Here is a 12,785-nt window from a genome sequence, read left to right on the forward strand (position 1 = left end):
CTTGCTTTTTAGATTATTTTTGAAAGAATGATCACTATGTTAATAGATGCTTCTTATTTAGATAAAACGATTTTTATTTTCCGGTGTTGGAAGCATACAGCTATCGCGTTTTCCAAACCATTTATAGCGATTTTTCGCAACTATATCATATACGCTATTTCTAATAAAAGGGGGCACTATTTTAAAAATAATCAAGTACTTCCAAAAGCCGTTTAAATGTTTGCAGATTTGCAGAGCAGCAGCTGATTTTGTGTAATAATTGTTGTCTTCAATTAGTAGGAGACTATCCAAATTGTTGCTGATTTGATATTTTTGCAGTAGCTTTTGCCCTGTCTCCCCCTGGATAGAGGTAAAAGTAAAATAACCTTTTGGATCTCTTTTTATAATAAATTGAACAGATTGATTACATAAATTGCAAACGCCATCAAAGAGGATAATTGCTTTCATTAACATCACCAAACTAAGGGTAGCAAATAAACGATCTTATGTAAAATAGTGATAGTTTCGGTCCGTTTTTTAGGAAAATATTGATATAATGGTACCATTAAAAATCCATAATATAGAAATATGTATAGAAGAAACATTCTATTAGCGGCAAAGGGTATTATTTTAATAGTAGTAAAAAACATGTTACGCTATTAGTGGGGAGGAATTGTGATGAAGAAAAAGTTAATGCTTGTGCTTATGCTGCTATTGTTGCTTATAATGGCAATAGGATGCAGCAAAGATGAACCAACACCAGATGAACGCCTAAGTAAATTTATCAATTTATGGATGGACCAGAAATTTTCAGAAATGTACGGTTATTTATCAAAAGAGGCAAAACAATCCATTACAAAAGAGGATTTTGTGTCTCGCTATGAAAAGTTATATAGTGATTTAGAAATAAACAATATAAAAGCAACTTACACGAAACCATCTGATACTGATAAGAAAGACTTTGATAAAGCAGACAAAGCATCGATTCCACTTTCAGCAAGCATGAATAGTGCTGCGGGAGAAATAAAATTTGATAAAGATGCAGTATTAGTAAAAGAGGAAAAAGATAAAAAAGAAAATTGGTATATTAATTGGGATACTACTTATATATTCTCGGATTTGGAAAAAGAAGATAAAGTTTCGATAAAAACCATAGAAGCAGAGCGAGGATCTATTGTTGATAAAAATGAAACCCCTTTAGCAATGAATGGGATTATTTATGAAATAGGGCTTGTCCCAGAACAACTGGGTGACAATAAAAATTCTGCAATAGAGCAAGTTGCCAAGCTTCTTGATATCAAAAAAGAAACAGTTGAAAAAGCACTTCAGGCAGATTGGGTGCAGCCGAGCTACTTTGTGCCAATAAAAAAAGTAGCAACAGATGATCAAAAGTTATTAGATAAACTATTTGCAATACCAGGAGTGCAAAAACAAGATACAAAAGGCAGGATATATCCATTTGGAGAAGCAAGTGCCCATTTAATTGGTTATATAGGTAATATAACAGCAGAAGAGTTAGAGGAACAAAAAGGAAAAGGCTATTCGAGCACAGATGTTATTGGCAAAAGAGGGTTAGAGCAAGTATATGAAGAGCAGCTAAAAGGGACAAATGGAGTCGAAATAACGATTGTAAAAGCAGATAGTTCCAATGTTGTCCTTGCAGAAAAGCCAGTAGAAAATGGCAAAGATCTAAAGTTAACGATTGATGCTGACTTGCAAAAAGAGATATATGAGGAAATGGATGGAGAGGCAGGAGCCGCCACCGCTATTAATCCAAGTACAGGGGAAACAATGGCATTGGTGTCAAGCCCAGCATATGATCCAAATAAAATGGTGGTTGGTTTAACTGCTACTGAACGTGAAAAATATAATGACAATAAATTAGAACCCTTTACGAACCGATTTAAATTAACCTATGCTCCAGGCTCTGTATTAAAGCCGATTGTGGCAGCGGGGGCTTTGGAAGAAAAAGTAATAACGCCAGAGAAAACACGCAGCATTACAACAAAAAGCTGGCAAAAAGATAAATCGTGGGGAAGTTATTATGTAACAAGGGTACATTCAAGCGCACAGCCTGTTAACTTAGCAAATGCTCTGCTTTACAGCGATAATATCTATTTTGCACAAACTGCCCTTGATTTAGGGAAAGATAAGTATATAAATGAAATGAAAAAATTTGGTTTTGAAGAAGAATTAAGCTACCCATATCCTATCGAAAAGTCTACTATTGGAAAATTGGATACAGACATACAGTTAGCGGATTCGGGATATGGTCAAGGACAAGTGGAAATGAGTGTAGTTCAATTAGCTGCAGCTTATTCACCATTTGTAAACGAAGGGAATCTAATAAAGCCTACTCTCCTTTCTACTGAAGAAAAAGGGCAAGTATGGAAAGAAAAGATTATAAGCAGTTCAACAGCAGAAATTATTTCCGATGATTTGCAGCAAGTAATTGATAGTCCAAATGGTACCGCACATGCAGGTAAAGTGGCTGGAAAAACACTTGCAGGAAAAACGGGAACAGCTGAGCTTAAAGCGAAGCAAGGAGAAAAAGGAACAGAAAATGGCTGGTATGTAGCTTACGATAAAAAGGATAAAAACTTTCTTATTGCCATGATGATAGAAGGAGTGCAAAATAAAGGCGGTTCTAGCCACATTGTAAAAAAGGTAAAAAAAATAATCGAATAATTTAAAATGAATGTTTTCTAAAAGATTGCGTTTTTTCGGATAGTTTCCATGAGTAAATCCATGGTTAAAACAGGTGGATTGGAGTGAAAGGTGCGAGACTCCTGTGGGATTAGCGGGACAGGTGAGACCCCGCAGGCGATATGCTGAGGAGGCTCATCGCCCGCCCCACGGAAAGCGAGCATCCTGGAATGGAAAGCAACCTACTCCTTTAAAAGTAACAAAGTTTACCAAAACAGCCTTTAAAATAAAAGGACTTGCCTGTGAGGCTTGTCCTTTTTGCTTTTGTTTATTTTTAATTCATGAATAATGCTTATCCTTCATATATTAGTTTAAGACGGTGAAGGGAGAGAAAGGAATGAATGATGTAGAACAAAAAGAACTTCAACGAGCCATCGAAGAAATTACAGAAATTGCTACAGGTTTTGGATTAGATTTTTACCCGATGAGATATGAAATTTGTCCAGCTGATATTATTTATACCTTCGGTGCATACGGAATGCCGACTCGTTATTCCCATTGGAGTTTTGGAAAACAGTTTCATAAAATGAAGCTGCATTATGACCTAGGATTATCTAAAATATATGAACTGGTTATTAACTCCAACCCTTGTTATGCTTTTTTATTAGACAGCAATTCACTTATTAACAATAAACTGATTGTTGCCCATGTTTTAGCACATTGCGATTTTTTCAAAAATAATGTCCGTTTTGCCAATACAAAAAGAGAAATGGTAGAAAGCATGGCAGCAACTGCTGATCGAATTAGACAATATGAAATTAAATATGGAAAACATGAAGTGGAAACATTTTTAGATGCTGTACTGGCAGTTGAAGAGCATATAGATCCATCTTTGATGAGACCGAAACTTTCATGGAGCATGGAAGATGTAGAATTCGAAGAGGAAGAGGAAGCGGCCATTTCTCCATACGATGATTTATGGGGTTTGGATAATCGCAATAAGCCGAAACAAAAGAAAAAGATCGTAAAAAAATTTCCGCCACGACCTGAAAAAGATATTTTGCTATTTATTGAGAGTTATAGCAGAGAGTTGACAGAATGGCAAAGAGACATTTTAACGATGATGCGGGAGGAAATGCTTTATTTTTGGCCGCAGCTTGAAACAAAGATTATGAATGAAGGCTGGGCATCCTATTGGCATCAAAGAATCATGCGAGAACTCGATTTAACAAGCAGTGAAGCAATAGAATTTGCTAAATTAAATGCTGGAGTAGTGCAGCCTTCAAAAACAGGAATTAATCCATATTATCTTGGATTAAAGATCTTTGAAGATATTGAAGAACGTTACAATAACCCGACAGAAGAAATGAAACGCAGAGGAGTAAAGGAGAATTCTGGTCGAGAAAAAATGTTTGAAGTTCGCGAAATTGAATCAGATATTTCCTTTTTACGCAATTATTTAACAAAAGATTTAGTAATGCGAGAAGATATGTACCTTTTCCAAAAACAAGGAAGAGATTATAAAATTGTCGACAAGAGTTGGGAACATGTAAGGGATCAACTTGTGAGCATGAGAGTAAATGGAGGATTTCCATATATTACGGTCAATGATGGAGATTATATGAAGAATGGAGAACTCTATTTGCAACATGGATATGAAGGCATTGAACTTGATTTGAAATATTTAGAAAAAGTTTTGCCTTATATCTACCAATTATGGGGAAGAAATGTTCACATGGAAACATGTGTAGAAGAGAAAAAGATGCTGTATACGTATGATGGAAAAGCATTGCATCGGAAGTATTTATAAAAATTATGCATCCAGCAAAAAGCCAAAGAAAAGAAGGATTTATTCTTTGGCTTCTTGCTGTTTCTTATTGTAGACAATGAAAAATATGTCATATTATATGACAAAATACTTTGGCAATGGGTTTAGTTAAGCTAAAATAATCTCATATTAGAGATTTACAAATGAAGGGGAAAATGCGATGAAGCGAAATTATGTAGAAAGAAATGTAATGATTACGGGATATGGCATAGTAGCAAAAGAACTGATTAAGCTTTTGAGCGAGAAGCAGGAGCTGTTAATAGATACATATAAAATTTCTTTTAAAGTGACTGCCATTGTTGGTTCTAAAGGGATGATATATGAAGAAGCTGGGCTGGACTTGCCTAAATTACTCCAGTATGGGGCAGGATCAACAGCCCTTATGCGATATGCCAGAGAGCAAAGATTGTCCCTTCAGCCTCCAATCTTTCGTGAAGATATGCTAATTGAATGTTCCCCAACAGATGTACAAACAGGAGGAGCGGCACTTGAATATATAAAAAATGCTCTTCAAGCAAATATGAATATTGTGTCTGTTAGTAAGGGAGCTCTTGTTTGTGCCATGCCAGAACTATTAAAAATGGCGAAAGAGAAGGAATGCAAAATTAAATATAGTGGAGCAACAGCAGCGGCATTGCCAACATTAGATATTGGAGAATTTAGTTTAGCAGGCTGCAAAATTACAAAAATAGAAGGTATTTTAAATGGCACTTCTAATTTTATTCTAACAAAAATGTCGGAAGAAAATAAATCTTTTGAAGCAGCTTTGCAAATAGCGCAAGAAAGTGGCATTGCTGAAGCGAATCCGGATCTGGACATAAAGGGAATCGATAGTGCATGTAAGATATTACTATTGGCAAATGGGCTTCTGGGGTCTCAGTTGACATTAGAGGATATTGCTATTCAAGGGATAATGGAGGTAACAAAAAGGGATATACAGCATGCGAAAATTAATGGCAATGATATAAAGTTAATTGCCAGTGCTAGTTTGGCTAATAGAGATGTACGGGTAGAAGTAAAACCAAAGATTATAAAATCGGATAATCCTTTAATAGATGTAAAAGGAACAAATAAAGGGATTCTTTTTTATACAGAAGAGATGGGGACAATTTGCTGTACAGGTGGAGCTTCTCATCCAAAGGGTGCCGCAGCCGCAGCTTTAAAGGATATGATTAATCTGTATCGCTAGTAGTTTTTAGGATAATGATTTTATAACAAAAGACTTAGATAAAGCTTTATAAAAGATGAAAAGGTTGATTTTAAACATTAGTTGACTTATGCCAAATAAATGGAGTTCTTTTAAAGTCTTTTCTTATATATTCTAATAGATTTGTTGGGTGCAGTTTAATTGTATTTTTAATATAAATGGTTGAAAGTATAGATCATCCATATCACTTTTTAAATATATTATCCACTGCTATATTTAAAAAGTGATATTAGATGAAAAAAGATGTTTTGTTTTTAGATAGAGTTAAGGCAAATTTATTAGTCGTAAAATCAACTTCTTCCTATTCTTTTTAATTAATTGATGTCTCTGCTGATGTAGATAATAATGTGTTGATATATGATTGCAATTCAAATTGCTCCTCGTTAATAAAATCCTCAATATTTACATTGTTTAATTGTTTCATGTGGTATCTCCTCCTTTTAATATACATTATTCCCAAACTAGTACTCTCTTATGCTACTATTTTAAAAATTTTTTATAAAAGGAGGGAAATGGTTCATTTATCCTAGGTTGATGGGGTATAAGACCTAAAATGGTTGATGAATAGCTAAAAATAGCATGAAGTATTTATTTTCTGCAATCGAATATGGCTAGCTCTTAACAGCCTGTTTAGAATCACTAAAACGAATGGTCCACAGCTGTAAACATAATTGCAGAAGAAAAAGATCGTCTGCGTTATTTAAGGAGCGGTCTGTTAGTGTCTCGATTTTTTTCAAACGATATAATAAGGATTGTCGATGCAAAGAGAGTTCTCTAGAAGTTTGACTGACGTTACAATGGTTCTTTAAGTAAACGGCCAGAGTATGCAATAAATCAAGTCCCTTTTCTTGATCATATGAAGCGACTTTGCCGATAATATTGTGCATCATTTCAATCGAAACTGAATATTTTACTAATACAGATAGAACACGAAATATCTCAGTAGATGATACCCACTTTTGGAAATTTGCTGATCGAATAGTGTTTATGGCAGATGGAGTAGTGATCGAGCAAGGAACCCCTGAACAGATCTTTAAACACCCAAGGCATAAGAGAACACAAGACTTCTTGCAAAGATTTCGCTCTAGCAGTTTTTTAGGCTAAAAGAAGAAGCAGCAAAAAAAGAATGGTGATGATCACTCTTTTTTTGCTGCTTCTTAATGTTGAAGTCAAACCTTGTTATTTAATAGTTTAATAAAAGTCTCTTCATGGATTATCTCTATATTAATTCCTTTGTCTTTTAACTCTTTAGCCTTTTTCTCCTTTGTACTAATGCCTGCTGTTCCTACAAGTTTTGGGTCTTGTGCGCCGACAACGACATAGTTTGTTTTGCTGCTAACTCCGCTTTTGATAACCCCGCCAACATCCACTGTTTTTTGCATGGCTTCTTTTCTGTCCATGGAAAGAAGATCTCCTGTAAATACAATATTTTTTTCGTAAAGAATATGTTCTTTGTTAAAAGTTTCTGTTTTTGCTGTCACTTCAGAAATAGAAATAGCATTAAATTTAGGTTTTTTTGGCCGTTTCTTTTGGAAGGTTGTTTGTGCCTTCAGTTCCGTAAATTCTTTTACCGGGATAGTGCTATATATTTGGTGGTAAGTTTGTAAGGAGCTTTTGTCCTTGCTTTTCACAGAGGCTATCACAAGTTCCGCACACGCTCGTGCATCCGCTCCGGCATGATGATGTTCGGCGATTTCGATGCCGAAATATCTGCATCTTTCTTTTAATGATTGTCCTACTTTATTGCCTCCGCATGCTCTTGTACTAATAGGGATGCTGCACATGTAGGAAAAAGAAGGAATCGCAATAGAGTAGTGCTGTAAACAGCTAGATAAAACGCTCATATCAAATTGGGCATTATGAGCGACGATTAAATTAGAAGTAATATCATCTTTGATTAGTTCCCAAACCTCGTCAAAGCTTTTTTTGCCAATAACATCACTTTTGGTTATACCATGAATAGCTGTAAAGCTAGGGTCAAACCTTAAATGAGGCGGCTTAATAATAAAATACTGTTCTTTCACTATTTTATTGTTGTCTACATATGCAAGTCCAATTGAACATGCACTAGACATATTTTCATTGGCGATTTCAAAATCAATAGAAATAAAATCCACAATCCCTTCTCCCTTCCTGAAAAATAGATAACTGTATCTATCAACTATAGTTTATTATACCCGGTTTTTCAGAAGAAATATAAGGTGAAAAGGGTTAGAATAATACTTCTTTTTATTTATCTAAAAGAGGTTTTTTATAGAGATAGTGCAATCTCTACTAAACTAGTAATTGAATAAATTATCCTCGAATAACAATGTAATGTTTTTGTAATAAAAAAGGTACAGGTTTGTAACCAAATTATCTGAAAACTATGAGAAGATTTTAGTAGATGATAGAGGTAAAGCCACGGACACGTACCATACAAGAAAATAGGAAACGCACGGAGGTTGTTACTAGATGAGGAAAGTAATTGTTATGACATGTTTGTCATTTGGATTGTTTTTTACAGGAGTTTTTGGGGAAAACGCGGCGAGTGCTGCTTCTTCAAAATCAGCTGTTACTGTTGCAAAAAAATATATAGGTACACCATATAAATATGGAGGCATGTCTCCAAAAGGATTCGATTGTTCAGGACTCGTTGGATATAGCTATAAAAAAACTGGGAAAACTTTACCGCGAACAGCGGGAGATATGTACAAAAAAGGCAAAAAGGTGACAAAGAAAAATCTGAAAAAAGGAGATTTAATTTTCTTTTCAACCTATAAAAAAGGTGCTTCCCATGTTGGAATATATGTTGGCGATAATAAATTTATACATAGTTCGTCTTCTAAAGGTGTAAAAATAGATCAGTTGTCTAATACATACTGGAAATCAAAATATTATGGTGCAAAAAGATTATAATAATATAGATAGTAGTATACTACCCTCTAAGCAAGTTTTTAAACCACTTGCCTAGAGGGTTTTTTATATATTATTGCTAGGTTAGTAATCTTTCAATATCTTGTTCTATATCGATTGGGTCTGTTGTACATTCGAATCGTTTTATTACTTGTCCGTTTTTGTCAATGAGGAATTTTGTAAAGTTCCATTTGATTGAATAATCATCTGTTAAATATTCGGGATGCTTTTCTGTTATGAGCGGCAATAAAATTTTAGCAACAGGATGGAATTTATTAAAACCTTCAAATGGTTTAATGGTTGAAAGGTACTTAAAAATGGGATGTGCATTTTCGCCTCTGACATCCATTTTTTTAAATAAAGGAAAATTTACTCCGTAATTTAGTAAGCAGCTTGTTTGGATTTGCTCGTTTGAATCAGGCTCTTGATTGTCAAATTGATTACAAGGAAAACCTAAAATGATAAAATCTTTTTCTTTACAACGATTATATAATCGTTGTAAATCCTCATACTGATACGAGAATCCGCATCGGCCTGCAGTATTAACGATAGATAAGAACTACTTTTCCTTTATAATCGGCCAGTGACTTGTCCAATCCGGTCATAGAAGTTGCTGGAAAATCGTATATATTCATTAATATTCCCTCCGAAATAGTAAATTAGAACTAAAACTATTTGTTTATCATAAGGTTCTATTCTATTGGTTGCAATTCTAAAGTCTTACGTTCTCTTAATTTTTTTGTTTCATATAGAATTAAGGTATTTTCGGGATAATTTAGTTATCTTGAAGGAGTTTTTTGTATATTATTTAGAAACTTGCTAACACTACCAGTAAATATAATGATTAAAGGAAGATTTTATGGTTCAAAAGAATACCGTTCGTCGGCCTGTGGCTAATTTAAGTATATGGGGTACAACCTATCTTCATAAGAGAGACCCTTTTATTATTGCTTGCTGGTCTCTAACTTTTCCAGGTTACGGACATATTCTGTTGCATAAATATACAAGGGGATTTGCACTGATAATCTGGGAAGTATTTATTAATCAAGTATCTCATTTAAATGAAGCGATGGTGTATTCGTTTATAGGGGAAATAGATAAGGCCAAACAAGTTCTAGGTGTTAATTTTGTGTTCATGTATATCCCGTTATATCTTTTTGCGATATGGGATAGCCATCGTTCTGCGGTTGGACTGAATGATCTTCATGTATTAACGGAAACAGAGGACCAAACAATAAATGTATTAACAGTTAAGCCTTTTGAAGTTAATTATTTGGATAAACGAAAACCACTTGCTGCGATATTGTGGTCGATAATGTTTCCGAGTTTAGGTCAATTATATCTACATCAAATTTTTTCTGCTGTTTTTACATTAATTACAATTGTTGTTTTTAATTACTATTCTCATTTTGTTGAAAGTGTTTATTGCTTATTCCTAGGAGATATTCAGAAGTCTACGAAGGTATTAGATATGCAATGGCTCATGTATTTGCCGTCCCTTTATTTTTTTAGCATATATGAAACGTATGCGAATACTGTTGAAAATAATAAGTTGTTTGATGCAGAACAACGGAGTTTTTTGATTAAAAATTATCAATCTAGCAGCTTTAAAGTCAAGAAAGGTGTCAAGGTGAGATAAATGCAAATATACGCCACATTTGACCATTCGATACAATTAGAACTTGTTATAGCAAAAGTAGAGAAATTAGGTATAAGAGATATATTTGCGGTCCCCTTAGATAATCCTCCAGAAAAATTGAAGCTCTTTGATTCGATTCATCGGTCTGATGGTGACTCTTTAATAAATAAAGGAATATTTCTTGCGGTTATCTTTTCGGTTCCTGCAGCAAGTCGAGGGTTTATATTAGAGTGGGGTCCTATTTACTGGGGGTTAATTGGTGCTGCATTTGGTTTTTGTCTTGGTGTTTTAATTGATATCTTGCTTCGGATAAAAAAAATTAAAAACAAAAAACGAGTCCGAGGGAAAACGGCAGAAGTAATTTTGATTATCGAATGCAGTGAAGAGGAAGTAAAACAAGTAGAAAAAATTATTTGGCAGCATTTTGCATTTGGCCTAGCAAAAATAAAGACTAATACATAGAAGTTTGTATGGGATAGGTCCTGCAGGCTTCTATTTATTAGTAGAAGTCCTTATATTACGTATTACCCGCCTAAGGAATGATAAGAGAAAACCCCCACTGATTGAAGTTTCGCTTTATGGTAGGAGAAGTGCAAATTCATCAATAAAATAGGGGCGTTAAGTGTTTGTAGGATTTTGAGAGGCCGTGTCAAAAAAGTAGATTATTTTAAGATACTAGCGTTGTTTGGGTTTTAGAATAGGATGAAGTCTATAGCCTCTTTATTAATTGTACTCTGTGGGAATTATTTTATTTGCAGATATCATCTTGTATGCTATGGTAATTAACAGCAAAACCTTTTTTGGCTTCCTTGTATTTTATATAAGGAAGCTTTTTTTATTATTTATTAATGTATTCTAGTTTTACATATGTTCCATCTTTTAAAGATTATTCTGATAGAGGACCTAGTCAATTGTTTTTTTCTTATTTCCTCAGAATATATTTTGAGTAGCTCCTTGATAAAGGGGAAGTTTTAGATATATTTCATTCATCGTTTTATCTTTTGCTCGAGTTTTAATGAATTTCTAAAGAAAATCTGAGAAATTGAAGTCGATGATAGGTTTAAACATAGAATGGTGGGATTAAAATGTTCAATTTCCTCTATTTATGTTTGTATGTATATAAATTTTTAACACGTTGTATCCCTTTATTCTACATATACTAAAATGTTATTCCTGTTTGCTGACTTTGCATCCGAAATTTGACCAATTAATTTACTATTAATTGTGCTTATAAGCAAATTAGTATCGATGTTGTTTGTATGTGCCTGTGTGTTCGGGATTTTAGAGGCGATACTGTGGTTGGTATGCAATAAGGCTTTAACTATAATGAGGTAATACAGATTTAATTTTTAAAGATGTTGCGAAATAAGATAGTGATAATATTAATACTATAGTACTTATGGATAGAAGAATGACAAAAAGGTTTAAAAGCGAGAGGGAAAAATAGACTCTATAATCGAAAGGAATATAGGGAAATTAGATTTGCGAGTAGAAGTTTCTTAATATTTTGCGAAATGGAATAAATGGAACGGGATAGAGGTGGAATATGTTGTTGTATAGTATACCTGTTAATGAAAAAACGGCAGCATATATACTAAGTTGGAGATATCCCTCTCCGTATGATTTATATAATGATACTGGAGAAGAGGAGTCGTTAAAAGAATTCCTTGAAAACCCATATTTTGCGGTGATAAATGAGATGGATGAAATAATAGGATTTTATTGTATTGGCTATTCTGCTCAAGTTCCAAATGGATATTTATTTGGAGTGTATGAAGAAGGGTATCTTGATATAGGGTTAGGTATGAAGCCTGAACTTATAGGAAAAGGGTATGGAGCTTCTTTTTTAGCATTTATTCTTTATTTAATAGAAAAGAAGTATGGGAGGGTTCCGTTGCGTTTAACAGTTGCGACGTTTAATGAGAGGGCTATTCATCTTTATGAAAAGTTTGGATTTGCAAAAAGAATGATGTTTGATGATATGATTACAACATTTCAAACGATGGTAAAGGAAGATGATTTAAAGAATATTATAGAAGGAACTAATTCGATTTGAATAAGAAATTTTGGTTACCTGCAAAAGGTTTTAATCTAGAGCCTACTTATAACTGTTTGTTGTCACGTTATTTAAATGGCTCATGTCCTTTTAGTTTTAGTTGGATGAAGTGATGGAGAATAGAGGTCGAAGAGAAATGACATCTGTGTCTAAAAGGTGATGCCCACTTTAGAAGAAGATTCCTCTGTTTACAAATGGTTGTTGTAAAATGGGGTGATCCTTTGGGCTAAATCTATTTTTAAAAAAGTATTTAAGGTGAAAGGTGTGATATTATTTTAGTAGTCGCTAGTATAATTAAGTTTTTTTAAAAAAACATTGACGGATTCACGTGGAATTGTTATTATATAAAAGTTGCTTCTGACAGCAACGAAAAAAATATAAACATAACTTATCAACAATGATTTAATAGAAAAAAACTTCTTAAAAAAGTTGTTGACTTAACAAAAGAAGTTATGGTATATTAATAAAGTCGCTTCTGAGCGATAGAAACAAATTGCTCTTTGAAAACTGAACAAACAAAACGTCAACAATAAAC

At 33.8% G+C, this 12,785-nt stretch carries 10 protein-coding genes and 1 pseudogene; 7 read left to right on the plus strand and 4 right to left on the minus strand.

Annotated features, from left to right (window positions below; translation table 11 throughout):
- Positions 1–57: 57 nt before the first annotated feature.
- Positions 58–447: a thiol-disulfide oxidoreductase DCC family protein gene (locus tag CWS01_RS00505; protein ID WP_101175045.1), complete on the minus strand. Its 390-nt coding sequence runs from the start codon at positions 445–447 to the stop codon at positions 58–60.
- A gap of 210 nt (positions 448–657) precedes the next feature.
- Between CWS01_RS00505 and CWS01_RS00510 the strand changes: the two genes are divergently transcribed.
- The 3 genes from CWS01_RS00510 to CWS01_RS00525 all read left to right on the plus strand — a co-directional run bounded on the left by CWS01_RS00510 (position 658) and on the right by CWS01_RS00525 (position 5,642).
- Positions 658–2,667 (plus strand): penicillin-binding transpeptidase domain-containing protein, encoded by a 2,010-nt coding sequence (locus CWS01_RS00510; RefSeq protein ID WP_101175047.1) that lies wholly within the window; start codon positions 658–660, stop codon positions 2,665–2,667.
- A 355-nt stretch (positions 2,668–3,022) separates the two neighbouring features.
- Positions 3,023–4,435 (plus strand): SpoVR family protein, encoded by a 1,413-nt coding sequence (locus CWS01_RS00520; protein WP_101175052.1) that lies wholly within the window; start codon positions 3,023–3,025, stop codon positions 4,433–4,435.
- Between the two features lie 178 nt (positions 4,436–4,613).
- Positions 4,614–5,642 carry a homoserine dehydrogenase gene (locus CWS01_RS00525; RefSeq protein WP_157827509.1) on the plus strand — a complete coding sequence of 343 codons (1,029 nt, stop codon included), beginning with the start codon at positions 4,614–4,616 and terminating at the stop codon, positions 5,640–5,642.
- A 629-nt stretch (positions 5,643–6,271) separates the two neighbouring features.
- On the opposite strand, the gene CWS01_RS23370 is transcribed toward CWS01_RS00525, so the two are convergent.
- Together CWS01_RS23370 and CWS01_RS00535 are read right to left on the minus strand one after the other, a co-directional pair.
- Positions 6,272–6,550, minus strand: coding sequence for a helix-turn-helix domain-containing protein (locus CWS01_RS23370; RefSeq protein ID WP_101175053.1), 279 nt, complete (start codon positions 6,548–6,550; stop codon positions 6,272–6,274).
- A 279-nt stretch (positions 6,551–6,829) separates the two neighbouring features.
- Entirely contained in the window at positions 6,830–7,777 is a 948-nt protein-coding gene (locus tag CWS01_RS00535) for an exonuclease domain-containing protein (protein ID WP_101175055.1), read from the minus strand.
- Between the two features lie 337 nt (positions 7,778–8,114).
- Here CWS01_RS00535 and CWS01_RS00540 point away from each other — a divergent pair, with 337 nt between their 5' ends.
- A complete protein-coding gene (locus CWS01_RS00540) occupies positions 8,115–8,558 on the plus strand; it encodes a C40 family peptidase (RefSeq protein ID WP_101175057.1) in 444 nt (147 codons plus the stop codon).
- A 76-nt stretch (positions 8,559–8,634) separates the two neighbouring features.
- Here CWS01_RS00540 and CWS01_RS00545 read toward each other — a convergent pair.
- Positions 8,635–9,190: pseudogene (locus tag CWS01_RS00545) on the minus strand (glutathione peroxidase).
- Between the two features lie 224 nt (positions 9,191–9,414).
- Here CWS01_RS00545 and CWS01_RS00550 point away from each other — a divergent pair.
- From CWS01_RS00550 to CWS01_RS00560, 3 genes are all read left to right on the plus strand, one after another.
- Complete coding sequence (locus CWS01_RS00550; RefSeq protein WP_101175058.1) at positions 9,415–10,194, plus strand: hypothetical protein; 780 nt, start codon at positions 9,415–9,417, stop codon at positions 10,192–10,194.
- Complete coding sequence (locus CWS01_RS00555; protein ID WP_101175060.1) at positions 10,195–10,656, plus strand: hypothetical protein; 462 nt, start codon at positions 10,195–10,197, stop codon at positions 10,654–10,656.
- 1,084 nt (positions 10,657–11,740) lie between these two features.
- A complete protein-coding gene (locus CWS01_RS00560; RefSeq protein ID WP_101175062.1) occupies positions 11,741–12,250 on the plus strand; it encodes a GNAT family N-acetyltransferase in 510 nt (169 codons plus the stop codon).
- The last annotated feature ends 535 nt before the right edge of the window (positions 12,251–12,785 follow it).

This window comes from Niallia nealsonii, from assembly GCF_002835805.1.
In the GTDB taxonomy this organism is placed as follows: domain Bacteria; phylum Bacillota; class Bacilli; order Bacillales; family Cytobacillaceae; genus Niallia; species Niallia nealsonii.